The organism is Runella defluvii (assembly GCF_014195535.1).
GTDB lineage: Bacteria > Bacteroidota > Bacteroidia > Cytophagales > Spirosomataceae > Runella > Runella defluvii.
In genome coordinates this window covers 59,526-83,499 of record NZ_JACIBY010000007.1, presented here as the reverse complement: position 1 = coordinate 83,499, position 23,974 = coordinate 59,526, and the positions used below count along the sequence as shown (strand labels likewise).

General features: G+C 44.3%; 25 protein-coding genes and 2 tRNA genes. 12 read left to right on the top strand and 15 right to left on the bottom strand.

Annotation, left to right across the window (positions count from 1 at the left end; translation table 11 throughout):
- Positions 1-18: 18 nt before the first annotated feature.
- Positions 19-813, bottom strand: coding sequence for a thymidylate synthase (locus tag FHS57_RS17385; RefSeq protein ID WP_183975888.1), 795 nt, complete (start codon positions 811-813; stop codon positions 19-21).
- A gap of 319 nt (positions 814-1,132) precedes the next feature.
- Between FHS57_RS17385 and FHS57_RS17380 the strand changes: the two genes are divergently transcribed.
- Positions 1,133-2,314 carry an ATP-binding protein gene (locus FHS57_RS17380; protein ID WP_183975886.1) on the top strand — a complete coding sequence of 394 codons (1,182 nt, stop codon included), beginning with the start codon at positions 1,133-1,135 and terminating at the stop codon, positions 2,312-2,314.
- Between the two features lie 76 nt (positions 2,315-2,390).
- On the opposite strand, the gene FHS57_RS17375 is transcribed toward FHS57_RS17380, so the two are convergent.
- The 5 genes from FHS57_RS17375 to FHS57_RS17355 form a co-directional block, all read right to left on the bottom strand.
- Positions 2,391-2,978: a hypothetical protein gene (locus FHS57_RS17375; protein ID WP_221225656.1), complete on the bottom strand. Its 588-nt coding sequence runs from the start codon at positions 2,976-2,978 to the stop codon at positions 2,391-2,393.
- A gap of 77 nt (positions 2,979-3,055) precedes the next feature.
- Complete coding sequence (locus FHS57_RS17370) at positions 3,056-3,565, bottom strand: hypothetical protein (RefSeq protein WP_183975884.1); 510 nt, start codon at positions 3,563-3,565, stop codon at positions 3,056-3,058.
- A gap of 101 nt (positions 3,566-3,666) precedes the next feature.
- Positions 3,667-5,817 (bottom strand): methylmalonyl-CoA mutase, encoded by a 2,151-nt coding sequence (gene scpA, locus FHS57_RS17365; protein WP_183975883.1) that lies wholly within the window; start codon positions 5,815-5,817, stop codon positions 3,667-3,669.
- A gap of 60 nt (positions 5,818-5,877) precedes the next feature.
- Positions 5,878-6,912, bottom strand: coding sequence for an AI-2E family transporter (locus tag FHS57_RS17360; RefSeq protein WP_183975882.1), 1,035 nt, complete (start codon positions 6,910-6,912; stop codon positions 5,878-5,880).
- A 13-nt stretch (positions 6,913-6,925) separates the two neighbouring features.
- Complete coding sequence (locus FHS57_RS17355; RefSeq protein ID WP_183975881.1) at positions 6,926-8,314, bottom strand: methylmalonyl-CoA mutase subunit beta; 1,389 nt, start codon at positions 8,312-8,314, stop codon at positions 6,926-6,928.
- A 238-nt stretch (positions 8,315-8,552) separates the two neighbouring features.
- Between FHS57_RS17355 and dnaA the strand changes: the two genes are divergently transcribed.
- Together dnaA and FHS57_RS17345 are read left to right on the top strand one after the other, a co-directional pair.
- A complete protein-coding gene (gene dnaA / locus FHS57_RS17350; protein WP_122929889.1) occupies positions 8,553-9,980 on the top strand; it encodes a chromosomal replication initiator protein DnaA in 1,428 nt (475 codons plus the stop codon).
- Positions 9,973-10,938 carry a GNAT family N-acetyltransferase gene (locus FHS57_RS17345; RefSeq protein ID WP_183975880.1) on the top strand — a complete coding sequence of 322 codons (966 nt, stop codon included), beginning with the start codon at positions 9,973-9,975 and terminating at the stop codon, positions 10,936-10,938. The genes dnaA and FHS57_RS17345 overlap by 8 nt, the downstream gene beginning before the upstream one ends.
- Positions 10,939-10,979: 41 nt before the next feature.
- Here the strand turns inward: FHS57_RS17345 and ppk2 are convergent, their stop codons facing one another.
- Entirely contained in the window at positions 10,980-11,924 is a 945-nt protein-coding gene (gene ppk2, locus FHS57_RS17340) for a polyphosphate kinase 2 (protein ID WP_183975878.1), read from the bottom strand.
- Between the two features lie 224 nt (positions 11,925-12,148).
- Positions 12,149-12,610 (bottom strand): peptidoglycan-binding protein LysM, encoded by a 462-nt coding sequence (lysM, locus tag FHS57_RS17335; protein WP_028524782.1) that lies wholly within the window; start codon positions 12,608-12,610, stop codon positions 12,149-12,151.
- A 120-nt stretch (positions 12,611-12,730) separates the two neighbouring features.
- Here lysM and FHS57_RS17330 point away from each other — a divergent pair, with 120 nt between their 5' ends.
- The 5 genes from FHS57_RS17330 to FHS57_RS17310 all read left to right on the top strand — a co-directional run bounded on the left by FHS57_RS17330 (position 12,731) and on the right by FHS57_RS17310 (position 16,510).
- The gene (locus FHS57_RS17330; RefSeq protein ID WP_183975876.1) at positions 12,731-13,720 is read left to right on the top strand and encodes a 2-hydroxyacid dehydrogenase; all 990 of its coding nucleotides are present in this window, start codon (positions 12,731-12,733) and stop codon (positions 13,718-13,720) included.
- 63 nt (positions 13,721-13,783) lie between these two features.
- On the top strand, positions 13,784-14,737 hold the full coding sequence (locus tag FHS57_RS17325) for a serine hydrolase (protein ID WP_183975874.1): 954 nt from the start codon (positions 13,784-13,786) through the stop codon (positions 14,735-14,737).
- Between the two features lie 14 nt (positions 14,738-14,751).
- Positions 14,752-15,660, top strand: coding sequence for an AraC family transcriptional regulator (locus FHS57_RS32100; protein ID WP_183975872.1), 909 nt, complete (start codon positions 14,752-14,754; stop codon positions 15,658-15,660).
- Positions 15,661-15,723: 63 nt separating this feature from the next.
- Positions 15,724-16,188, top strand: a complete 465-nt coding sequence (locus FHS57_RS17315) for a hypothetical protein (protein ID WP_183975870.1) — start codon at positions 15,724-15,726, stop codon at positions 16,186-16,188.
- Positions 16,189-16,198: 10 nt separating this feature from the next.
- A complete protein-coding gene (locus FHS57_RS17310; RefSeq protein ID WP_183975868.1) occupies positions 16,199-16,510 on the top strand; it encodes a DUF3817 domain-containing protein in 312 nt (103 codons plus the stop codon).
- Between the two features lie 71 nt (positions 16,511-16,581).
- Here FHS57_RS17310 and FHS57_RS17305 read toward each other — a convergent pair whose 3' ends face one another.
- Complete coding sequence (locus tag FHS57_RS17305; protein ID WP_183975866.1) at positions 16,582-17,799, bottom strand: pyridoxal phosphate-dependent aminotransferase; 1,218 nt, start codon at positions 17,797-17,799, stop codon at positions 16,582-16,584.
- Positions 17,800-17,887: 88 nt separating this feature from the next.
- Between FHS57_RS17305 and FHS57_RS17300 the strand changes: the two genes are divergently transcribed.
- A complete protein-coding gene (locus FHS57_RS17300; RefSeq protein ID WP_183975864.1) occupies positions 17,888-18,364 on the top strand; it encodes a methylated-DNA--[protein]-cysteine S-methyltransferase in 477 nt (158 codons plus the stop codon).
- A 72-nt stretch (positions 18,365-18,436) separates the two neighbouring features.
- Here the strand turns inward: FHS57_RS17300 and FHS57_RS17295 are convergent, their stop codons facing one another.
- The 5 genes from FHS57_RS17295 to hppD form a co-directional block, all read right to left on the bottom strand.
- Positions 18,437-18,982 (bottom strand): fasciclin domain-containing protein, encoded by a 546-nt coding sequence (locus FHS57_RS17295; protein ID WP_183975862.1) that lies wholly within the window; start codon positions 18,980-18,982, stop codon positions 18,437-18,439.
- A 366-nt stretch (positions 18,983-19,348) separates the two neighbouring features.
- Positions 19,349-19,423 (bottom strand) — tRNA-Pro (locus tag FHS57_RS17290).
- A 21-nt stretch (positions 19,424-19,444) separates the two neighbouring features.
- A tRNA-Ser gene (locus tag FHS57_RS17285) sits at positions 19,445-19,531 on the bottom strand.
- 115 nt (positions 19,532-19,646) lie between these two features.
- The gene (phhA, locus tag FHS57_RS17280; RefSeq protein ID WP_183975860.1) at positions 19,647-20,372 is read right to left on the bottom strand and encodes a phenylalanine 4-monooxygenase; all 726 of its coding nucleotides are present in this window, start codon (positions 20,370-20,372) and stop codon (positions 19,647-19,649) included.
- Positions 20,373-20,390: 18 nt separating this feature from the next.
- Complete coding sequence (hppD, locus tag FHS57_RS17275; RefSeq protein ID WP_183975858.1) at positions 20,391-21,524, bottom strand: 4-hydroxyphenylpyruvate dioxygenase; 1,134 nt, start codon at positions 21,522-21,524, stop codon at positions 20,391-20,393.
- A 244-nt stretch (positions 21,525-21,768) separates the two neighbouring features.
- Between hppD and FHS57_RS17270 the strand changes: the two genes are divergently transcribed.
- Genes FHS57_RS17270 through FHS57_RS17265 form a run of 3 tightly spaced genes read left to right on the top strand, consistent with a single transcriptional unit; the run spans position 21,769 to position 23,383 of the window.
- Positions 21,769-22,317, top strand: coding sequence for an alpha/beta hydrolase family protein (locus tag FHS57_RS17270; RefSeq protein ID WP_221225655.1), 549 nt, complete (start codon positions 21,769-21,771; stop codon positions 22,315-22,317).
- A 9-nt stretch (positions 22,318-22,326) separates the two neighbouring features.
- Complete coding sequence (locus FHS57_RS31675) at positions 22,327-22,506, top strand: hypothetical protein (RefSeq protein ID WP_221225654.1); 180 nt, start codon at positions 22,327-22,329, stop codon at positions 22,504-22,506.
- A gap of 34 nt (positions 22,507-22,540) precedes the next feature.
- Positions 22,541-23,383 (top strand): polysaccharide deacetylase family protein, encoded by an 843-nt coding sequence (locus tag FHS57_RS17265; protein WP_183975856.1) that lies wholly within the window; start codon positions 22,541-22,543, stop codon positions 23,381-23,383.
- Between the two features lie 20 nt (positions 23,384-23,403).
- Here FHS57_RS17265 and FHS57_RS17260 read toward each other — a convergent pair whose 3' ends face one another.
- Positions 23,404-23,796, bottom strand: a complete 393-nt coding sequence (locus tag FHS57_RS17260) for a hypothetical protein (RefSeq protein WP_221225653.1) — start codon at positions 23,794-23,796, stop codon at positions 23,404-23,406.
- Between the last annotated feature and the right edge of the window lie 178 nt (positions 23,797-23,974).

Below are 23,974 nucleotides of genomic sequence, written 5' to 3'. Positions count from 1 at the left end.
ATTTAGTATTAGGTCCAACTAAACAGCCACGGGGGCTTTGATACCTGGCCAAGGATTATAATTTTCGAGGGTAAAATCCTCAAATGTAAAGTTAAATACGCTCTTCACGTCGGGATTGAGCTTCATGGTCGGCAGCTCTCTAGGCTCCCGACTAAGTTGTAACTCAACTTGTTCCAAATGGTTAAGATAAATGTGGGTATCTCCACCCGTCCAAATAAAATCACCGTACTCAAAACCGCATTCTTGGGCAATCATCATCGTTAACAACGCATAACTAGCGATGTTGAAAGGCACGCCCAAAAACACATCGGCACTCCGCTGGTACAACTGACAAGAAAGTTTGTTATCGGCCACATAAAACTGAAACAAGGCATGGCAAGGACTAAGCGCCATTTTTGGCAAATCCGCAGGATTCCAGGCCGAAACGATAATCCGACGAGAATCGGGGCTATTTTTCAATTGTTTCAACACATCCATAAACTGGTCAATCACCTGTCCGTTAGGGGCTTCCCAGCTACGCCACTGTTTTCCATAGACGGGCCCTAAGTTGCCATCGGCATCCGCCCATTCATCCCAAATACTGACACCGTGGTCTTTGAGGTACTTGGTATTGGTATCGCCTTTCAAGAACCACAACAGCTCATAAATGATTGATTTGGTATGGACTTTTTTGGTTGTGACCAAAGGAAAACCTTTTTGTAAATCAAAACGCATTTGGTAGCCAAACACGCTAATGGTTCCTGTGCCCGTACGGTCAGTTTTACGGGTTCCGTTGGCTAAAATATGGCGAAGTAAGTCGTGGTATTGTTGCATTGAAAATTCGTTAATTGTTCATTTTTTAAAAGTTTGGCCTCTGATTTTGATACATTTAAGTAAAAATCCATTACCCAAAATTTGCTTTGTACTCATTTACCTTTTGTAAGATGAGCATCAAATACGTCTCAAAATAACAAAAAATGACTCGCTATTGCTAACGGAGGTATCAGGTTTAAATTTAACTGTCAGTAAAGACCGCCCTAGTCACAATTAGCCATCCAAACCGTGTCTTTCCTTCCTTTTCATTACTAATAGTTGTTTATTAAATGCCAATTCTGGAATTTTTGTCATATATTTATACATAAATTCCGATAATATGTACAATAGAAAAACTTTTTCGCAATTATTAACCCACTTACCCAAAAGGCAAGTTACGGTAATCACTGGCATGAGGCGGGTGGGAAAGTCCACAGCTTTACGCTATTTACTCGACCACGTAACCCATTCAAACAAATTATACCTAGATTTCGAGCGTATTGAAAACAGAGTCCTTTTCAACCAACAATCATACAATGACATTGAACGAGGATTAGTCGCATTAGGGCTCAACCTAAAACAACCTGCTGTACTCGCTCTTGATGAAATTCAACTTGTCCCCAACAGCACAAGCGTAATTAAAAGTCTATACGATACTTATGACATAAAATTTTTGGTAACAGGTTCGAGTTCGTTTTACTTGAAAAATCATTTTTCGGAAAGTTTAGCTGGCCGAAAGCAAATTTTTGAGATGTGGCCACTTGACTTCGAAGAGTTTGTCACTTTCAAAGGTTTTGATGCAAATCGTTTACTGAGTGAGCGATTTCGGCCGTTCTTACCCACTTATTTTGATTTATGGCACGACCTATACGAAGAATTCATCCAATTCGGTGGATTTCCTGAGGTTGTTCTTGCCGATACCCATCAGGATAAAATCGACTACCTCAAAGACGTTTTGAATGCCTATATTGAGCTTGATATTAAGCTATTATCCGACTTCTCTGTGAGCGATAGTTTGTATAAACTCATTTTATTATTGGCTAATCGAGTAGGTAGTCGAATTGATTATACCAAACTTGCAAGCTTAACGGGGCTTAACCGCCACAAGATAAAAGATTATCTGCACCTTCTCGAATACACTTACTTTATTCAGACCATTTCTCCCTTAACAAACGGAATTGATAAAGAAATCAGTAAACAACCCAAAATGTACTTTTCTGACACGGGCTTACTTCAAGTTTGTGGCAAAGTCAGTAGCGGAGCTTTGTTCGAAAACAAGATTGCCAATCAATTGCAACCTCTGGGGAAAATTCAATACTTTGAAAAAAGTGCTGGTACAGAGATTGATTTTATTTTAAACGGAGAAATAGCTTTTGAAGTAAAAGAGACCTGCACGCCATACGACCTCAAAACGTTAACAGATCGGACAAAACAATTATCAGTTGGAGATTGTCAGCTCATTGGCCGCTATCGTCCCGAAAGTGGTTTTTCTAATTTTTTATGGGGCGGAAGTCTATTTTAGAAAATCAGTACGTCTCAAAATAACAAAAAATGCCCCGCTATTGCTAACGGGGCTACAGGTTTGAATCTTGCTTTTTTTAACCTCCAACCCGCCGTAGTTTCCAACTGGCCAAAATGCTATCGGCTTTTTGTAAGGCATTTACTTCAAAATAAGTGTTAGAAGGCGCCTTCATTCTGGGCTGGTATTTTTTTGATACTTCATTTATCACCCGATTTCTAATTTCAAGAGTCACCTCATTATTTAACGATATTTCTTCCAGATTTTCAGTAATTTCGGCATTCATCTCCATCAAAATATCCGCGTTGTAATCTACTTCCAACGAACTACCCCATTTTTTTTCGTCAAAATCATAACTCAAAGTCAACGTTTGAAACACTCCATTGCTTTTGAAATAATAAGTATCACGCTCCAACGAACGCTTGCCATTGGTGAGAACTACTGTTTTACTGATGTGCTGAGGCAATATGGTAGAATTATAAATTACCTTTTCTGGGTTTTCATATTTAAACCAATGTAGGTTGACGATATTATGGACTTTTACAGTGTCTGTTGAAAAATACCATTTACGGCCAATAGGAGGAATCCCCAAACCTTCTCGTTCGTCGTTATATGCAGTACCAAAATTTTCTCTCGACTTCCAGTTCTTAAATTTTGAGACAAGCAAGCTTAATACCATCGCTAAGCACAGTGTCAAAACTAAAGGCATCCATTTACTTTGCATTTCTTGCAGGAAATTAGGTTTTATATTTCAACGAAATTCCCTTTCACCACCATACCATTGTAAAAGCCATTCGTTTTTTGAGGAATATCAATGGTGATTTGCCATTCCTTGGGTGTCACTTTCACACCACTCACTTTTCCGTCTTTTAATCCATACGACTGACGCCCTGCAAAACTGTTTGTTAAACCTGTATTTGCTTTCGCATTTTCAAGCTGTTGTGGCGTAGTATATTCAAATTTGGGTTGGTTAGGGTCAATTTCAAAGGCAATAAAGGGAGAACCATTATCGCAGCAAGTTCTGTCGGCACCTGGCTCTAATGTAAATAGAACCACCGCTTGATTCCCTCCTTTTTCTACCCAATACGACTTATAGCCGTTGGCATAATCTATTACTTTTATATGATAGTTCAACATGACTTGGTAGCGCGCCCCAAACGGCTCATTCGGGTTCAACGGAATAGTTCCTTGATCATCAGAGTCTTTACAACTCACAAAAGCAAGAAAAAGAAGGATGTATAAAAAATTCTTCATATATTTTTCTCATTAAACAATAAACTCGTTTGCAATAGACAGACTCTATTACAAACGAGTTTATTATATTTTTAGTACAGAATATCCTCCTATTATTCTCTCTACTCTCCCATCAATTCCTTCAAAATCTTCTGAGCAGCAATGGAGATAATTGTCCCTGGGCCAAAAACACCTTTTACCCCTGCTTTGTACAAGAAATCGTAGTCTTGGGGAGGAATCACGCCGCCCGCAATCACCATAATATCTTCGCGGCCTAGTTTTTTGAGTTCTTCAATCAGTTGCGGAACGAGGGTTTTGTGCCCCGCTGCCAAGCTCGACGCTCCTACTACGTGCACATCGTTCTCCACCGCTTGGCGAGCCGTTTCTTCTGGGGTTTGGAACAGCGGCCCCATGTCCACGTCAAAACCTAAATCGGCAAAACTCGTCGCAATCACCTTAGCGCCACGGTCGTGGCCATCTTGCCCCATTTTAGCCACCATCAAACGCGGACGACGCCCTTCAAGTTCGGCAAAACGGTCGGCCATCTCGCGGGCCAAACGAAAGTTTTCATCGTCCGAAACCTCCGCACTATATACTCCTGAAATTGAACGTATCACGGCTTTATATCTTCCAAAAACTTTTTCCATTGCCTCCGAAATCTCTCCCAAAGTTGCGCGCAAACGCGCCGCTTTTACGGCCAAACTGAGCAAATTGGAGTCAAAATCCGTTCCTCCTTGCCGATGACACGCCTCCGTAATGGCATCCAATGCTTCTCGTACTTTTTCGGGGTCGCGCTCGGCTTTCAAACGATTCAACCGCGCAATTTGCGACTCTCGAACGGCCTGATTATCCACCTCCAAAATATCCAGCGCCTTCTCCGAGTCAGGTTTAAATTTGTTGACCCCTAAAATAATATCTTTGCCGCTATCAATGCGGGCTTGTTTACGGGCAGCCGCTTCTTCAATGCGCATTTTGGGAAGGCCCGCCTCTATCGCCTTCGTCATTCCGCCCATTCGCTCCACTTCTTCAATCAACGCCCACGCTTTCTCAGCCAATTCTTTGGTCAAATATTCGACGTAGTAGCTCCCTCCCCACGGATCTACAACGCGGCAAATGTCCGTCTCATTTTGTAAATACAATTGGGTGTTCCGAGCAATCCGCGCCGAAAAATCGGTAGGAAGGGCAATGGCTTCGTCGAGCGAATTGGTGTGTAAACTTTGGGTGTGGCCCAAGGCCGCCGCCATCGCTTCAATCGCCGTGCGCGCAACGTTGTTAAACGGGTCTTGCTCCGTCAGCGACCAGCCTGAGGTTTGGCAATGGGTACGCAATGCCAGCGATTTTTTGTTTTTGGGAGAAAATTTATTCACAATTTTTGCCCATAGCAATCGTCCCGCACGCATTTTGGCAATTTCCATAAAATGGTTCATGCCAATTCCCCAAAAGAACGACAAACGCGGCGCAAAATCATCAATGTCCATCCCCGCCTCCAAGCCCGTACGAATGTATTCTAACCCGTCGGCCAACGTATAAGCAAGCTCAATGTGGGCAGGTGCGCCCGCTTCGTGCATGTGGTAGCCACTGATACTGATGCTGTTGAATTTGGGCATAAAATGGCTTGCGTACGCAAAAATATCCCCAATGATCCGCATACTTGGCGCGGGAGGATAAATGTAGGTGTTGCGCACCATGAACTCTTTCAAAATATCGTTCTGAATCGTTCCTGCCAACTGTTCGGGCGAAACGCCTTGTTCTTCGGCGGCCAAAATATAAAAGGCCATAATCGGAACCACGGCCCCGTTCATGGTCATCGAAACCGACATTTGGTCAAGGGGAATTTGGTCGAAAAGAATTTTCATATCCTCCACGCTGTCGATGGCTACCCCTGCTTTCCCTACGTCACCCACTACCCTCGGGTGGTCGGAATCGTACCCACGGTGCGTTGCTAAGTCAAACGCCACTGAAAGTCCTTTTTGCCCTGCGGCTAAGTTTCTACGGTAAAACGCATTGGACTCCTCCGCCGTTGAAAAACCTGCATATTGGCGCACCGTCCAAGGTTGCATCACGTACATAGTGCTGTACGGGCCGCGCAAAAAGGGAGGAATACCCGCCGCAAACCCCAAATGTTCGGCATCGGCTACGTCTGCGTTGGTAAAAGTTGTTTTTACTTTGATGCCTTCGGCGGTAACGAAGGGTTTTAACCCCTCTTGCAATTTGTCGTGTTGACGCAAGGAAGTAGCTAGTTCTTTTTCTATGTTGAGGAAGTTGGGTTTCATAATTTATAGTTCAAATGTTAATTCATACCATTTTTCGTACGGATGCACACAGATGGGTTTTTATTTATCAGGCCCTAAAAACGTCGCTAAGGGTTTCCACTCGTCCACATTATCGGCGATGAGCTTTAAAATAGCCACAAAAGGCAAAAACAACACCATGCCCGATACCCCCCAAATAACCCCGCCCAAAAACAACGCCACTACCGACGCCAGCGTATTTACCTTTAATTGTACGCCTACCACCCAAGGAAAAATGACGTTGGCTTCCAAATACTGAACGATGCCAAAAACCGCCACCACACCCAACGGATACCAAATAGAATCGTGCATCATCCAAGCAACCGAAATGGGCAGCAACGCCCCAATCGCAATCCCAACGTAAGGAATGATGGTCAAAATGGACGCAATAAAACCAAACAAAATCGCTTGGTTTAACCCCACAATGGCCAAGCCCACACTGTTGAGAATACCAACAATCAAATATACCAAGAGCAAGCCTTTGATGTAGTTATAATAGGTATCTACCGTTTGCATCGCTACCACCCTTACTCGGTTGCGGTTTGCATCGCCAAAAAGTTGATATAAGCCCCGCATCAGCAGTTCTCGGTAGCTTAAAAACAAGGCCGTAAAAAGCGGTATCATCACCAAATTGAACAGTAAACTTGCCGTCGCATTGACCGTCCCCAACAGCACTGCTCCCAATCGACTGCCCAAATTATTAGCCGTCTGTCGCAGCCAATTGATTTGCATGTCAAGCGAAATATGCCATTTCGTCGTGAGCCACTGTTGAAAATCAACCAATATCTTGTCACTTTTCAGCGTCAATCGTGGTAGTTCCTGCCGTAATTCGACCACTTGCCACACCATAATTCCAACCAAGCCCGCGCCAATCACCAACACAATGGCAAGACACGCCGCAATGGCAGCACTACGAGGCCAACGACGTTGTTCAAGCCACCGACAAAGCGGGTAAAGTACCATCGCAATCAGTAACCCAAACATCATCGGAATGCTAATCACTTTGGTGAAATACATAATCACTGCCCCCATGAGCAGGATTTGTAAATACCGACTTACTTTATCTGGTGTGGTCATTCTATCCTAGCTTTTATACTTCAAACGATTGGGCAATTCGACGGTTGACAAGTAATTTAAACGCTGATTGAATGGACTTTTCATCAATGGCGGGAGGTATCACAACGGTGCCATCATCAAACCTAAATTTATTGACGCCCACCATCACACGTTTCCCTTCTTCCAAAGCTTTGAGCGTTTGTTGGAAATTCTCCTCAATGGCATCTTGAATAAAATTTTGGGCAATTGCCTCCATAAACCCACCTTTTTCTTCAATAGCCAAGAACAATGCCCAAGCCGCATCGGCCAATTGAAGCGTCAGGTTTTCGAGGTAATAACTTCCCGCCGCAGGGTCAATAGTCTTGTCTAAATAACTTTCCCCCTTCAACAAAATGGAAATATTCCGAGCAATCCGCTCTGAGAACTCGTCCGTTTCCTGAAAAACTGCATCGTACGCGTGAACGGTTAACGCATCACAACCGCCCATAACCGCACTCATGGCCTCCGTCGTGGCGCGTAGCATATTGGTATTGGGCGTGGTGGCTGCCTCATAAAACGTCGATGTCTGCGCATGGATGTAGCAGTTCGCTTGACGCAAGGAGGTATCTCCTTCCTTCAAAAACTGCCCACTGATTCGCTCCCACAAATACCGCAGTGCACGGAGTTTAGCGATTTCCAAAAAATAATTCGTACCAATCGACAACGAGAAATATACTTTTTGCAAAATATCTTCGACCGAAAGCCCTTCATCGGTAAGTTTATCTAGGTAGGTCACAGCCGACGAGAGTGTGAAGGCCAATTCTTGCGCAGTAGTTGCCCCTGCATTATGAAACGCATGACTACTGACGCACACCGTCCGAAACTGCGGCGATGTTTGAGTGTGTCGAATACAGTTGGCCAACTCTTCAAAATACGTGGCTGAAAGTTCCCCCGTTTGCGTCCAACGCGCCAAACTGTCGTCGGCCAAACCGCCTTTCATTTGGTAAGGAATAAATCGGAGTAATTCCGAAACGGTGGCCGCTTCTCGTCCTCCTGTTTGAAAAAAAACGGGCGTTTCACTCAACTTTATCCCATCGAGCAATTTTGTCAGTTCTATTTTTTGATTTTTTGTCAAATCCAACGTCAACGCATCCACTCCTTTTTGAAGTAATGCCTTGAGTTGGGCATTGGTTGCTTTTTCTTCCCCTACTCCCACTTGTGGCTGATTGAGCCAACCCGTATTTTTGACTTGGCAGGCTTGTATTTCCACAAAACGCTCGTCCACAAGGTCTTCCGCCGCATAGTAAGGTTCGACCACAATCCCTTCCGCCGTTTTCCAAAACAAGGTTGCCTCAAAATCCTTTCCCTTTAAGTCTTTGAGGGTCTGTTGTTTCCAAATTTCTTTGGAGGCGGGGGAAAATTCGGAGAAAAGAGGTAAGTTCATGAAGTTTGGTACTTTTTAAAGAAAAAATAATTTTATAACGATGGGGTAAAAATAGAGGGAATAACTTTCCGTTTCAAGCCTTGTGCTGGATTTGCTGCTATATAGATATAGATGCGCAAAAAACCCATGATTTTTTGCAAAAAAACTGCATTTCTGACAAAAATCAGCACCTCCTGCTTGTTGTTTATGCGTAAGTTTTCCCTAATTTTGCAGCCCTTTGTCCAAAAAATAGAGTTGAGTGAACTATCAATTACGCCGCGAAGTCGATGAGGTATGGGAGAAATGCCTGCAAGTCATCAAGGCAAATATCTCCGAACAAAGTTTTAAAACCTGGTTTGAGCCGATTGTCCCCTTTCGGCTTGATGGGAAAACTTTGACCATACAAGTACCTAGTCAGTTTTTTTATGAGTGGCTCGAAGAAAACTATATTCACGTTCTTCGACGCGCACTCGATTTCGCTATTGGCCGTGAAGGACAACTCGAATACTCTATCATTGTTGACACTGGCACCGACCGCCAGCCGCCGATTAAGGTGCACGTTCCGACGACCAACTCGCCCGTAGCGGCCGAGGCGCGTCAGAAAGCAGCTTCTGAACCCCGAAAGCCTGCTCCACCGCCCGTAAGAGGGATTGATACGACGGAGTTGGATTTGTTTCTCAATGCCAATTACAGTTTTGATAACTACATCGAGGGAGATTGCAACCGTTTGGCCCGCTCGGCTGGAATGGCCGTCGCGCAGCGCCCAGGCGTTACTTCGTTCAACCCGCTTCTGATTTATGGCGGCGTGGGCTTGGGCAAAACACACTTGGTACAAGCCATCGGTAACCACATCAAAGGTCATTTTGGCGATAAATCGGTGTTGTACGTTTCTTCGGAAAAATTTACGAACCAATTTATCAACGCCATCAAAAACAACACCCTGCAAGATTTCACCGACTTCTACATGCGGGTGGATACGTTGATTTTGGACGATGTGCAGTTTTTGTCGGGCAAAGAAAAAACGCAAGATACTTTCTTCCATATTTTTAATCACTTGCACCAATCGGGACGTCAAATCATCATGACCTCCGACCGTCGTCCGAGTGAATTACAAGGACTTCAAGACCGTTTGCTTTCGCGCTTTAAGTGGGGACTTACGGCCGACCTCCAACAACCCGACCTCGAAACGCGGATTGCCATCATTCAGCGCAAACTCCAAGCCGAGGGGATTTACATTGAAGCAAGTGTGATTGAGTACGTGGCACACAGTGTCAATACCAACGTTCGCGAACTTGAGGGCGTAATTATCTCCCTTATGGCGCAGGCATCGCTCGTCCGCCGCGACATTGACCTTGAATTGGCCAAAAACGTGTTGAAAAACATTGTTTCTACCGAAGAAAAGGAAGTCAACATCGACACGATTCAGGACATTGTATCCGACTTTTACGACGTGACCATCGCCGATTTGAAAAGCAAGAGCCGTAAAAAAGAGTTGGTATTCCCGCGTCAAGTGGCCATGTATTTTGCCAAAGAACTCACCGACTTGTCGTTGAAATCCATTGGCTATCACTTTGGCGGCCGCGACCACAGCACGGTCATTCACGCCGTACAGACCATCAGTGATTTGATGGAACAAGACGAAGCAGTCAAAGAAGCGCTCCAAAAAATTCGGAGTAATTTTGGGTAACCTCCACCTCCTCCCGCATACCGATTTTTCCCTTAGCCGTTGGGATGCTTTTATTGCGGCTTCCCCGCAGCGGGTCGTGTATGCCTATTCGTGGTATTTGGAGGTGGTTTCACCGCAGTGGCAGGCATTGGTTTGGGAAGAAGAAGGAATTTGGAAGGCCATCATGCCGTTGCCTGTTCAGCAAAAATGGGGGTTAAACGTAGTCCAACAGCCATTTTACTGTCAATTTTTAGGAATTTTCACTGCACCTTCGGTCGAGCTTGCCTCGGTGCAAGCTGCTTTTTTGGAAGCTCTTTCTACGCATTTTCGGTACGTTTCTAGTTATTCTGGGCGGTTTTTGGGAGAACAATTTCCTCCACAATTTGAACTTCGGCACTGCTACACGCACCTTTTTCCGCTGGATGCACCCTACCCTACCCTCCGTCAACGCTATTCTCCCGACCGTCGGATGAACCTACAACGGGCGCTTCGTTTTGGGTGGGAAATCACCGAGAGCCAAGACCTTGACCCACTGATACAATTGTTTCAAGAAAACCATGCTGCCAACATTCAGGGTGGCGTGGCCGAAACGGCTTACGAATTATTACGCAAGGTGGTAGAAGTATTGCGATACCAAAACGCCGCGCGCCTTATCTATGCGCTCAAAGACGGAAAAATAGAAGCTGGAGCGCTGTTTGCCATCCACGATCAGCGCATTATTTATTTGTTCAACGCCGCCTCTCCCGTCGGGCGTAAAGGCAACGCGCGTACATTGTTGATTGATCAACTCTTTCAAACCTACGCCAACTCAGTCTATATTTTCGACTTTGAAAGTCCCGAAAAGGCATCCATTGCCTCGTTTTATGCTTCCTTCGGTGCTCAGCCCGAACGGTATTCGGTGCTGCATTATAATAACCTGCCTTTTCCGCTGAAACAATTACAGGCGTATCGGAGAAAGAAAGCCTCCCCTCAAGTCTGAAACCTTCCCGAAAGTTTAAAAAACTTTCGGGAAGGTAGCTATCAATCCACCGTCATTGCATTTCGGTGAAAACGCGTAATGATATTAGGATTGGGATAGAGTGAAACACCGCTTTTGTCTTTTCCTTCGTAAGGAATAATGGACAATACGTACCGAATACTTTCTAAACGCGCTTTTTGTTTGTTGTTGGCCTTCACAATAATCCACGGACTAAACGAAGTGTGCGTTTTGCTAAACATCTGTTCTTTGAACTTCGTGTAGGTCGTCCATTTTTCTTGTGCTTGCATATCTACGGGGCTTAATTTCCACTGTTTCAACGGATTGGCTTTTCTCGATTTGAACCGATTCAACTGTTCTTCCTTGGAAATCGAAAACCAAAACTTGATAATGATAAGTCCGTCTTCGTACAACATGTGCTCAAACTCAGGCACTTGCTGCATAAAAATATCGTATTGCCCTTCCGTACAAAAGTTATTGACTGGCTCAACCACCGCGCGGTTGTACCAGCTTCGGTCAAAAAAAACAATTTCGCCACGGTTGGGAAGTTGCTTGGCGTAGCGTTGAAAATACCATTGACCTTTTTCTTCTTCAGTCGGTTTGGGTAGGGCCACCACCCGCATCGCACGGGGATTGAGGTGTTCCGTAAATCGCCGAATGGTTCCTCCTTTTCCAGCCGCATCGCGCCCTTCAAACAAAATCGCAATCCGTTTTCCCTTGGCCTGTACCCAACGTTGAAGTTTTACTAGTTCGATTTGTAATTTCTCCAATTCCTCTTCGTAGCGAATGGTTTCCAGCACTTTACGGGGATCAGAGTTGTTGCGTTTAAATAAATCGGACAGGTCTTTTTTGGTGCGAAGGTTGCGCAGTTCGGACAATTGAATGGACGCATCCACTTCATTTACATCAACAATGGAACTAGCAACTACCGATTCTGACGCGGGGCTTGGGGCCGCAATGGGTGTCGAGGAAGAAATACGTTTTGTCATAGTGCGACGATGGTTAAAATGTTTGTTCTCAAAACAATCATTTTCCCACTAGCCTTTTATGACTTTTTGTTAACCCAAACCATGATAAAAATCAGTTTCACTTTTTTGGGGGTAGTAAAAACAAAAAAGCCCTTCCAAGAAATGACGCTTAGAAGGGCTTGAGGAGAACTTCCCGAAAGTTCAAAACTTTCGGGAAGTTGGGTTAAAACTTTCAGAAAGTTGAATTATGAAAGCGGCGGAATGCGCAACACCTGACCTGGGTAAATTTTGTCAGGGTGAGTCAACATTGGCTTGTTTGCTTCAAAAATAATTTCGTACTTCATTGGGTCTCCGTAGTACTTAGCTGAGATTTTAGAAAGCCAATCACCTTCTACAACTGTGTGATACTGAGCCTCTGGAGCTGGTTCAGCTACCTCCATTTTGTTATCAACAGCTTCAACGCCTTCAACGTTTCCTACTGCCAACGCGATTTTTTCAGCGTCTTCTTGTTTCGCAACTTCACCTTCGATAATAACGGTGTGACCCGCAACTTTTACAATAAGTTTATTGTAAGGCAAGCCCAACGTTTTTACGTGTTGTAACAACGCGCCTGCTTTGAGTTCCGCAACTTTTTCAGGTGCTGCAGCTGGTTCGTCTTTGCCGAAGATTTTTTCTCCAACACCCTTAAAAAATGACATGAGTCCCATGGTTGAAAAAGATTTTGTTTGGTTTATACTATATTTGATTCACAAGGCTCAAATCTAAGTGTTTTTTAAGTCCTTGCAAATCGTTAGACCGTTATTTTAGTTTTAAGTCACACAAAAGGTATGAAAATTGCATTTTTCAGTTCAAAAATCTACGATAAAATCTATTTTAACCGCTACAATACATACCATGAGTTAAAATACTTTGAAAATCCCCTCAACGCCGAAAGCGTTGATTTGACCAACGGCTACGACGGGGTATGCGTCTTTGTCAATGACCAACTCAACGCTGAAGTCATTACACAACTCGCCGCGCGAAACATCAAAATCATCGCCCTACGCTGTGCGGGTTTCAACAATGTGGACCTTCAAGCGGCTCAAAAACAGGGCATTGCCGTCGTTCGTGTACCTGCTTACTCGCCTCACGCCGTGGCCGAACACGCCGTGGCACTCATCATGACGCTTAATCGAAAAACGCATAAAGCTTACAACCGCGTCCGTGAAGGGAATTTTTCGTTGGAACGCCTCACGGGTTTTGATTTGTACGGGAAAACCGTCGGTGTGGTCGGAACAGGAAAAATTGGGGAGGCTTTTGCATTCATTATGAAAGGGTTTGGGTGCAAAGTACTGGCTTATGACATTCATCCCAATCCTGTTCTTATCAATGCAGGAATTCAATTTGTGGAATTAGACGAGCTATTTGCCCAGTCGGACGTAATTTCACTGCACTGTCCGCTCACGCCCCAAACCAATCGCCTCATTAACAGCGAGTCGCTCGAAAAAATGAAACCTAACGCCATGCTCATCAATACGAGTCGCGGCGGGCTTATCGACACTAAAGCGGTTATTAATGCCCTAAAAAACGGAAAATTAGGATATTTAGGCATTGATGTCTATGAACAAGAAGCCGATTTGTTTTTCAATGATTTTTCGGAAAGCATCATCCAAGACGATATGCTCATGCGACTGATGAGTTTTCCAAATGTGCTGATTACAGCGCACCAAGGCTTTTTTACGGAAGAAGCCCTCACTCAAATCGCCCAAGTGACGTTGCAAAACCTGTCAGATTTTGAGAATAACCAGCTTTCCAAAACCACCACGTTGGTTCACTAACGTAGCGCACTATTTCGGTTGTGAGCAACCAAAAGCACACTTTAATTCCCAATACACCAACCCATGTTTTCATCATCTCGCCTTTCCTTTCTTATCATCATTTGCCTTTGCGGTATTATTACAGCATCGGCTCAGCCTTCCGCAATTGGTAACCCCAAAGTGGACAAAAAACTTACGGCGCTTCTTCAAGAACTCATCAAGGGACACGAGGGAGATGTCGGGATTTACGTTCGGAATTTGAAAACCAACAAAATCGTCGAAATCAATGCCGATACGCTGTTTCCTACCGCCAGCATGATTAAAGTACCGATTCAGTGCGGGTTGTTTGACAAAATCAGTAAGGGTGAGTTAAAATACAATGCCATTCTTACCTACAAAGATTCGCTACACTACGACGATGGGATTGTGGGCTCACTCAAAGACGGCGCAAAAATTCCGCTGAGCGAAGTGGTAATGCTCATGGAAACCGTCAGCGACAACACAGGCAGTCTTTGGTGTCAAGCCTTAGCGGGAGGTGGCAAAAGTATCAACGAATGGTTGGACAAAAACGGATTCACGGCCACCCGAGTCAATTCGCGAACCCCTGGCCGCGAAGCCAACCGCACGCGTTACGGCTGGGGACAAACCAGTCCCCGCGAAATGGCCGAACTCATTGCAATGATTCGGGCGGGAAAAGCCATTAGCCCCGACGCCTCCGACCGTATGTACCGCAACTTAACCCGCCAATATTGGGACGGCGAAGGGCTTTCGCAACTTCCCCCTGAAATCAAAACGGCCTGTAAAAATGGCGCGGTCAATCGCTCTCGCTCAGAAGCCGTCTTGGTTCATGCGCCTCACGGAGAGTACGTGTATTGTGTCATTACCAAAAACAACAAAGACGAAAGTTGGACCTCCAATAACGCTGGTTATGTTTTACTTAGAAAGGTAGCAAAAGCGCTTTGGAATTATTACGAGCCAAAACACCCTTGGCAGGCTCCTGCCAATTTTGAAAAATGGTACCAAGAAGCCGTCGAATAAACGAGACAAGTGCCGTGTCAAAAAAAATAAAAACGTTTTCGACCTACGAATTTGTCGATAGGTATTTTGAGCCTGAGCCTCCGCTGCAAGAAATGATGCGCCCCGACTTTGGGCGCTTCTTTATTGTAGATGTGCAAGAATTGATAAAACTGTCTAAATTACCCGTTCCCGCTTCTCGCTCCACTACGCACTCGCTTATTTACTTAACGTCAGGGGAAGCTACCATGAAAATTGGCTTCCACGATGTTTGCATTCAAGCCAACGAATGCCTTGTTGTACCCGCTGGACAGGTCTTTTCCTACGACAAATACGAGCAAAATCAAGGATACATCGCTGTTTTTAGCAGTGATTTTCTCATTGGTAAAATTGGCAGTAAAGAACTGATTGACCAATTTGAGTTTCTTACGCTTTGGGGCAACCCCATCATTCGCCCAGAGCCGTCAAGCGCCCCTTTTTTAGCAATGCTTTTTCAACGGGTACAGCTCGAATACCAACAATACGGCTTGGGAAGTTCGTTGATTCAGCCCTATTTTATTGCGGCACTGTGCGAGTTAAATACGGCTTATCAACCACTGGCACAAGGAAAAAGCACGACGTCTTTGCACCTAACCAATCGCTTCAAAGCATTCTTACATCAATACATTCGCAGTAAACATCTTGTGAGTGAATACGCCGAATTACTCCACGTTAGCCCCAACCACCTCAACAAAATTATTCGTGATGTTACAAACCAATCTCCCTCCAAATGGATTGATGAAACGCTCGTGCTGGAGGCCAAAGTGCTCCTGTTTCAAAGCAAACTGAGTATCAGTGAAATTGCTACCGAACTTGGCTTACTAGACGCTTCTTATTTTAGTAGGCTATTTAAAAAATACGTAGGAATTAGTCCGCTTGAGTTTCGCAAAAGGATTGATTTGTCCTAATATCGGCTTTTCTCGTCCTACTTTTGTATTCGGTTAGCAACGACCTTTGCCAAAAAAAGATTTATGTACTCACTTCTTTTATTTCTACATTCCACGGTTCGTTGGTTGGTCGTCGCCAGCTTAGTTATCTCCCTGATTAGGGCTTATTTAGGAATTCGCCAACCCCGTCCATTCACAAGAGCCGATAACGCTTTTCGGCATTGGACAGCTACTATGGCCCATATTCAGTTGATGCTCGGCTTATGGATTTACAGCGAAAGCCCGATGGCAATGTATTTTTTGAAACATATCCGAATGGGTTTTCAACACATTGATTTAACATTTTTCGGATTGATTCATCCATTGCTAATGTTTATCGCGGTTGTTCTTGTCACCATCGGTTCGGCGTTAGCAAAACGAAAAGTCACCGACCACGATAAATTCAAAACCATGTTTTTCTGGTTTGGATTGACCCTCTTGGTTATTTTTATTGCCATACCTTGGCCATTTTCTCCGCTCTCTACTCGACCACTTTTTAGAACTTTCTAACATTTACATTATGAGCTCTTTTTTCACGACCTCCGTAGGTCGGTTACGGCTTATTGCCTTTTTGGAAGGTATTTCTCTACTATTGCTCGTTTTTGTAGCGGTCCCGCTCAAGTACATAGCGCATAATCCAAGTTGGGTAAAAGCCATTGGCCCTGTCCATGGTATCCTTTTTGTACTTTTTGTTTTTAGTACCCTCAAAATAAGCCTTGAACAACGTTGGCCTTTCCGAACAGTAACTTGGAAAGTTTTATTGGCATGCTTTATTCCTTTTGGTACGTTTTATATTGATTCAGCCATACTTAAAAAGCTTCCAAAGCAATAGCAAAAAAAGACCCCGAAAAAGCGCGTTTGCTTTCTCGGGGTACACCTATTTTCGTCAGTCGCAGTTTGTGACTAATACAATTTTGCTACGGCTTCTGCAATACGACGACATGCTTCGGTTAAGTTTTCGTCCGAAGCAGCCGTTGAGATACGCATACAGTTTGGTGCTCCAAAACCAGAACCTGCAACTGTGGCTACGAACGCTTCGTTCAACAACCACATGCAGAAATCATCCGAGTCGTTGATGGCCGTTTTACCATCCGTTTTACCGAAATAATAGCTAATGTCAGGGAACGCATAAAACGCACCTTGTGGCATATTTACTTTGAATCCTGGAATTTCTTTCAACAAACCAACCACCAAATGACGGCGACGGTCGTAGGCTTCGCACATTTCTTTGGCGGCATCTTTAGGGCCTGTGATGGCAGCCAACGCAGCACGCTGTGAAATTGAACCCGTTCCTGAAGTTACTTGGCCTTGCAATTTTTCTACCCCATCGGCAATCCATTTAGCAGCACCGATGTAACCAATGCGCCATCCTGTCATGGCATACCCTTTGGCTACTCCGTTAACCGTAACCACACGGTCGTGGATTTCGGCTACTGAGCCAATGCTAAAGTGACCTTGTGGTGTAAAGTTGATGTATTCGTAGATTTCGTCGGCCAATACATACACATTTTCGTATTTTGCAATCACCGCTGCCAACGCACGAAGTTCTTCTTCGCTATATACCGAACCCGTTGGGTTATTTGGAGAAGCAAACATTACTACTTTGGTACGGCTCGTGATGGCCGCTTCCAATTGCTCAGGTGTTACTTTAAAATCATTTTCAAAGCTACCATCCACAATCACCGATTTCCCTTCCGCCAACTTCACCATTTCGGAATAGCTCACCCAATATGGAGACAAAATCACCACTTCGTCGCCTGGGTTTACCAATACCTGAATTACGTTAGCCAACGAATGCTTCGCCCCCGTTGAAACCACGATATTTTCAGGTTTCCAATTTATATTATTCTCGTTCTTAAACTTATCAGCAATGGCTTTGCGCAAATCGGCATAACCTGCCACTGGCGAATAGCCGTGATAGCCTTCGTCGATGGCTTGCTTTGCAGCTTCGCAGATGTGCTTGGGGGTCTTGAAGTCGGGCTCACCAACGCTCAAGCTAATCACTTTATGACCTTGTGCGGCGAGTTCGCGCGCTTTTTTGGTCATTCCCAACGTAGAAGACTCTTCTAACGCGTTAATGCGGTCGGCCAAAACACTGGCCGTTTCTACAACAGCAGACATAGTAAGTTGTTTTAAAAAATTTGCGCGCAAAATTACGATTATATGCAAAAAAAACCTATTTTTATTTCAATTTTATCAACTACAACCCATGTCTATTGCGTATTTGCAAACGCCCCTCGGAGTAGCTCACATTGAAGGTGACGACGACGGCATCCAAAAAGTGACCATTACCAACGATGCCTTTCCTGCCGTCGAAGCCCCAACCTGTGAGGTAGTTCAGAGCTGTGTAGTCCAATTAAAAGAATACTTTGAAGGGAAACGTCAAGTTTTTGACCTAAAGCTAAATCCCAAAGGAACCGAATTTCAACGACGCGTTTGGCAGGACTTACTCCTTGTCCCTTTTGGCCGAACCACTTCTTATTTAGCACTTTCTCGGCAACTAGGCGACGAAAAAGCCATTCGTGCCGTGGCGGCTGCCAATGGCAAAAACCCCATTTGGCTCATTGTGCCCTGCCACCGCATCATTGGCTCCGACGGTAGTCTTACGGGTTATGCAGGTGGACTTTGGCGCAAAAAATGGCTTATTGAATTTGAAAAGGGAGGATTGCAGGGAAGTTTGTTTTAGTTGGCACAAAATAAAAAAAGCGGTGGAAATTATCCACCGCTCGCAGGCCGTAAGCCAACCATCCGCACTTACCTATCCTGGCATTACGACTGTGTCAATAACATGAATCACGCCGTTGCTTTGATACACGTCTTTGATTGTTACTGTTGACATACCTCCTTTTTCATCAGTAAGAACCAATTTTTTCCCTTTCATCATTGCCTTTAACGTTCCACCTTGTACAGTTTTGAACGTAGCCGTTCCGCCTCCTGCTTTGATAGCAGCTGCAATTGCTTTTGAATCCATTTTCCCTGCCACTACGTGATAAGTCAACACTGTAGTGAGCGTACCTTTATTTTCAGGTTTTACGAGTGTTTCTACCGTTCCCGCAGGCAATTTGTCAAAAGCAGCATTCGTAGGAGCAAAAACTGTAAATGGACCTGCACTTTGCAAAGTTTCTACCAACCCAGCGGCTTTTACGGCTGCGACAAGCGTCGTGTGGTCTTTAGAATTAACTGCATTTTGCACGATGTTTTTCGACGGATACATAGGAGCTCCACCTACTTCAACTGTTTTTTCTTGTGCAAAAGATGCGTTGAAAATAAACGCTGACACGAGCAACATTACTAGCTTTTTCATTCTGTTTGTAATTTGGTTTTTTTATGGATTGTTCAAATGTTGAATTACAAACAGACTTACGGCGATTGGTCAGCGCTTAGATTTGAAGAGGATTATTTTTCTTGAAATTTCTTTGAAATTATTTTTTAAAATACTGACAATCAATATTTTACAAATAACAAAAAATAAACAAGTAGCGTATTTACTAAGTTTGGTTAAAGTTTTACCCGCAGACTTTCGCAGATTTAACCCGCAGATGGGCGCTGAAAAAACTTATTAAGTCTTCTGTCAGCGTCCATCTGCGGTTGTATTATTTAGGGGGTTTCTGCGGGTAAAAAATGAAGCTATAGAAAATAAAAAAGCCTTCCAAGTTGGAAGGCTTTTTTGTCGGGATGGCAAGATTCGAACTTGCGACCTCCTGGTCCCAAACCAGGCGCGATGACCGGACTACGCTACATCCCGATTCCTGCTATTTCAAGCAAGCGGAGGGAGAGGGATTCGAACCCTCGGTACCCTTGCGAGTACGGCAGTTTAGCAAACTGCTGGTTTCAGCCACTCACCCATCTCTCCGTTTAAAGGCTGAACGATAAGTTAAAACCGCGTTGGTTTGTCGTTTATCGAGGCGCAAATATAGCGGTTCTGAAATATTTAAAACAAATTTTTTCGCAAAAAAACTTATATTTTTTTACACCAAAAAGTGCATTTCCGTTAAAACATCCTCAATATCAGGCACTGAACGATACAATTCATCGAAAGAATTTATGACAAAATAATGGTCTTGAAATCGGTCGATGTGGTAAGAAGCGGCTAAAAGCTCTCTTACATCAAAACGAATTTTGGGAACATCCGCGCGGAGACAATAGGTACTTTCCCCAATCGAAGACAAAATACCCCCTCCGTAAATTTTGAGTCGGTTTTCTTCTTCTATCAACCCAAACTCCACGGTGTACCAATACAAACTACCGATTTGCTCAATGGCTTCGGGGACGTCGAGCCACCGCAATGCCACTTTACTTAACTCCGACATAAAATCACAAAACGGCTGGTGCGCCAACAGCGGAACGTGTCCAAACGTATCGTGAAACATATCGGGCTCTTCCAAATAATCCAACTGCTCGGGCGTACGTAGCCAAGTCGAAGCGGGGAATTTTTGGTTGGCCAATAATTCAAAAAAATCACGTTTGGGAATCAAACCCGTCACAGGCTCCACCTCCCAACCCGTCAGCGCCCGTAGTCGGGGATTGGTTTCGGTTTCAAAATTAGGGATACGGTCGGCGACAAATCCCACTTTTTTGATTCCTTCTAGGTATGTTTTGCTCGCCATGAGCGGCAATTGTTCCATCTGCCGCTCAAACAACGTCCTCCACACTTGGTGATCGCTGGGCGAATAGTTATTAAAGTCCTGTTGCATTGTTTTACCTGTTAGGTGCTACAACGTTCCTCTTAATTCTTGCTCACGCTCGATGGCCTCAAACAGCGCCTTAAAATTTCCTTTACCAAACGACTTAGCCCCTTTGCGCTGAATAATTTCAAAAAACAGGGTCGGGCGAGGCATAATAGGTTTGGTGAAAATTTGGAGTAAATACCCCTCGTCGTCGCGGTCCACTAAGATTCCTAACTTGCGTAAAGGTGCTAGGTCTTCATCAATGTGACCCACGCGCGACAGCAAATCATCGTAATAGGTAGTGGGCACGCGTAGAAATTCAATGCCACGGTTTTGCAATTCGGTCACCGTTTCGATGATATTATCAGTAGCCACCGCAATATGCTGCACCCCTGCTCCACCGTAAAAATCTAGGTATTCTTCTACCTGCGATTTTTTCTTTCCTTCGGCAGGTTCGTTGATGGGGAATTTGATTCGTCCGTTGCCGTTGCTCATTACTTTACTCATCAGTGCGGTGTAATCGGTCGAAATGTCTTTGTCATCAAACGACACCAACTGATTGAAACCCATTACATTGGCATAAAAATTCACCCAAGGTAACATTTCGTTCCAACCCACATTTCCTACCATGTGATCCACGTATTTTAGGCCAATTTCGGCGGGGCGATAGGCAGGATTCCACGACTTAAAACCTGGTAAGAAAACACCTTTGTATTGACTTCTTTCCACAAAAATATGAACGGTATCTCCATACGTATGAATACCCGAACGTACCACTTTCCCAAACGCATCTTCTTCCACTACGGGTTCAAAATAGGGTTTTGCTCCACGGCGGACGGTTTCTTCAAACGAATAGTGTGCATCGTCCACCCACAAAGCGACCACTTTAATACCATCGCCGTGCTTGTCGAGGTGTTTCCCGATTTCGGTACCACCCTGAAGCGGCGACGTCAGTACCAATCGAATTTTATCTTGTACCAACACGTACGACTCACGGTCGCGAAGGCCCGTTTCTAAACCTGCATACGCCAAGGGTTGAAAACCAAAAGCTGTCTGAAAAAAATGGGCTGCTTGCTTGGAATTTCCGACATACAGCTCCACATAATCAGTCCCGTTGAGCGGCAAAAAATCGGTGGTTGCTTTTACTGCTTCTTCAAAATTTGCTACTACACTGTTCATATCTTTCTGATTTTTAGACTATTGAGCACTAATTTTACGTTTGTTGATGAAGTGTAAAACATTTAATTGCTTTACTAATTATTATTTTACTTACAATTTTATAGACAATTATTTACAACGGCAAATTTCTTGTGAATTTTTAATAAACTTATCCATTAAATTTTGATGAAACCGAAACGACTACTTTTGTTCCATTTAGGCAAGTAGTATCTTCGCCCCAAAACAGCCGTCCCTCATTCTCTCCATGCGATATTTTGTTTCAGTTTTCAGCCTGATTGTCCTCTCAATTGTCACTTTCGCCCAATCCGCTCCTTTTAAACAAGACAGTGTCGTGTTTTTGGATGCAACTAGAAATCGGGCTATTCCCGTTGAACTCTACCTTCCCAACTCGTTGAAAAAAGCAAAAGTGGTAATACTAAGCCACGGATATGGCTTCAATAAAGGGGGAGATAATCGAGCTTATTCTTATTTAACAGAAGCGTTGGCAGCATCGGGCTACGTCGTAGCAAGCATCCAACATGAACTTCCTACGGATGATTTATTGCCTTTGACGGGGGTACCTCAGGTAGTTCGGCGGCCAAATTGGGAGCGTGGTGCCACTAACATTCATTTTGTGTTAGGCGAGCTCAAAAAACTCCTTCCTCAGGCTGACTACCGACATGTAACGTTGATTGGGCATTCTAATGGGGGCGATATGTCGGTGCTTTTTGCTCATCAATACCCCAAATTAATCACCAAAGTGATTTCGTTGGATAATCGACGAATGCCATTTCCACGCACTCGTCGCCCATAAATTTACTCCTTGCGTTCGAGCGACCAACCCGCCGATGAGGGGGTACTACCAACTCCTGCTGAGCAAAAGAACTATGGTATAACAGTCATACCGCTTCCCAATACCATCCACAATAATATGGATGACAGCGCCAATGAAAGCCAACGGAAAGAAATCATTACTTACGTGTTGAGCTTTTTGAAGGAGTAACGTTTCTCGTACAATGAACCAAATCGCCGAAGGAATGAAAACGATTCTAGTCTTTCTTATAGGAATATCTCCACTATGGGCGCAAACTACGTTGCAACAACGTCAGCGGCTCCAACAAAAAGTAAAACCGTACTATACTCCTGAGTACTTGGCCTTTCGGCAAAAGGTTATCCAAAATTTCCCCAATGCAAAACCTGGAAGATTTGGCGTGGTGGTCAAAGATGTGTTTGAAGACGTAGCAGACAAAGAAAAAGTGATAGCCCTTACCTTTGATGCTTGCATTGGCAAAGACAATGACTACAATGCCCCTTTGATTAACTTTTTGAAGAAAGAAAAAATACCCGCCACGTTGTTTGTCAGCGGACTTTGGATTGATAGTAACCTGTCAACATTTCGTGAATTAGCTTCCGATTCGCTTTTTGAAATGGGAAATCACGGCTTGCTCCATCGTTTATGCTCCGTAGATGGAGAAACGAAATACGGCATAGCAGCTACCCAAAACCTGGCGGAAGTGGTAGATGAAATGGAGTTGAATGCGCGCAAAATGGCGGCTATTACGGGGAAAAGACCGCTTTTTTTTCGTTCTGCGACGGCCTACACCGACGAAACTTGCGCCAAAATTGCCAATCAATTAGGAATGAAGGTAGTGGCTTTTGACATACTAAGCGGCGATGCCGTTCCGTTTACCCCCGCCGAAATCATCAAAAATACCATTATCGCCAATGCAAAACCTGGGGCAATTGTCATTATGCACTTCAATCATCCCCAATGGCACGAACTTGAAGCCCTTCAATTGGCCGTGCCCATCCTGCGCGCTCAGGGCTATCGTTTTGTAAAACTTACCCACGAAAAATTGATCTCTCGGATGGGGGAATAATGACAAAATAGCTGTTTATCTTACAACGGTTTCGTCTGGTGTGTTACTTCGGCTAAGTAACCGATGGCATTAAAACGAAGTATCACTTTCTGCCCCTCTGATTTTTTGGTGATGTCGGTACAGTGAGTACCTTTTTCAAAAAAATAGACGTAAAATTTTTGATCACGACCTCCTAGCTGATGAATATCGGGACGCCCCAATAGCTGACCCACTTCATCTATGTGCTTATTTAGGAGTTGTGATTCTATTTTTTTAAAATCTGCAAGCTGGTTTTTACGAATGCCTTCACAACCTCCACGGTCGCTGCGCCATTTTTTTAGGTCTAAATCGCCAATTCGGTCAGGAGCTGATGTACATCCTATCAGGCTCAAAAACAAAGCGACTACCCAAAAACTATTTTTAATGATTTTCATTGGTCTTTTTTAATTAAAACTACGCTTTCTCATTTTGGTTTTCGTGGTTATGAGTGACCACGGTTTCGGTTGTGAGCAACCGAAAGCACATTCCGTGCAAGCGGTTACTTATAACCGCGGCCCACTGCGAACTAAACCTCGGCGCAAGCTTTCGGTTGTGAGAAACCGAAAGCACGTT

Excerpts from the sequence above, each read along its gene's own strand:
- ppk2 (WP_183975878.1), bottom strand. The coding sequence starts at position 11,924 with ATGACAAAACGTATTTCTTCCTCGACACCCATTGCGGCCCCAAGCCCC.
- scpA (WP_183975883.1), bottom strand. The coding sequence starts at position 5,817 with ATGAAACCCAACTTCCTCAACATAGAAAAAGAACTAGCTACTTCCTTG.
- FHS57_RS17330 (WP_183975876.1), top strand. The coding sequence starts at position 12,731 with ATGAAAATTGCATTTTTCAGTTCAAAAATCTACGATAAAATCTATTTT.
- hppD (WP_183975858.1), bottom strand. The coding sequence starts at position 21,524 with ATGAACAGTGTAGTAGCAAATTTTGAAGAAGCAGTAAAAGCAACCACC.
- FHS57_RS17305 (WP_183975866.1), bottom strand. The coding sequence starts at position 17,799 with ATGTCTGCTGTTGTAGAAACGGCCAGTGTTTTGGCCGACCGCATTAAC.
- lysM (WP_028524782.1), bottom strand. The coding sequence starts at position 12,610 with ATGGGACTCATGTCATTTTTTAAGGGTGTTGGAGAAAAAATCTTCGGC.
- FHS57_RS17300 (WP_183975864.1), top strand. The coding sequence starts at position 17,888 with ATGTCTATTGCGTATTTGCAAACGCCCCTCGGAGTAGCTCACATTGAA.
- FHS57_RS17310 (WP_183975868.1), top strand. The coding sequence starts at position 16,199 with ATGAGCTCTTTTTTCACGACCTCCGTAGGTCGGTTACGGCTTATTGCC.
- FHS57_RS17295 (WP_183975862.1), bottom strand. The coding sequence starts at position 18,982 with ATGAAAAAGCTAGTAATGTTGCTCGTGTCAGCGTTTATTTTCAACGCA.
- FHS57_RS17265 (WP_183975856.1), top strand. The coding sequence starts at position 22,541 with ATGAAAACGATTCTAGTCTTTCTTATAGGAATATCTCCACTATGGGCG.
- FHS57_RS17385 (WP_183975888.1), bottom strand. The coding sequence starts at position 813 with ATGCAACAATACCACGACTTACTTCGCCATATTTTAGCCAACGGAACC.
- FHS57_RS17355 (WP_183975881.1), bottom strand. The coding sequence starts at position 8,314 with ATGAACTTACCTCTTTTCTCCGAATTTTCCCCCGCCTCCAAAGAAATT.
- FHS57_RS17315 (WP_183975870.1), top strand. The coding sequence starts at position 15,724 with ATGTACTCACTTCTTTTATTTCTACATTCCACGGTTCGTTGGTTGGTC.
- FHS57_RS17325 (WP_183975874.1), top strand. The coding sequence starts at position 13,784 with ATGTTTTCATCATCTCGCCTTTCCTTTCTTATCATCATTTGCCTTTGC.
- FHS57_RS17380 (WP_183975886.1), top strand. The coding sequence starts at position 1,133 with ATGTACAATAGAAAAACTTTTTCGCAATTATTAACCCACTTACCCAAA.
- FHS57_RS17260 (WP_221225653.1), bottom strand. The coding sequence starts at position 23,796 with ATGAAAATCATTAAAAATAGTTTTTGGGTAGTCGCTTTGTTTTTGAGC.
- phhA (WP_183975860.1), bottom strand. The coding sequence starts at position 20,372 with ATGCAACAGGACTTTAATAACTATTCGCCCAGCGATCACCAAGTGTGG.
- FHS57_RS17360 (WP_183975882.1), bottom strand. The coding sequence starts at position 6,912 with ATGACCACACCAGATAAAGTAAGTCGGTATTTACAAATCCTGCTCATG.
- FHS57_RS17370 (WP_183975884.1), bottom strand. The coding sequence starts at position 3,565 with ATGAAGAATTTTTTATACATCCTTCTTTTTCTTGCTTTTGTGAGTTGT.
- FHS57_RS17270 (WP_221225655.1), top strand. The coding sequence starts at position 21,769 with ATGCGATATTTTGTTTCAGTTTTCAGCCTGATTGTCCTCTCAATTGTC.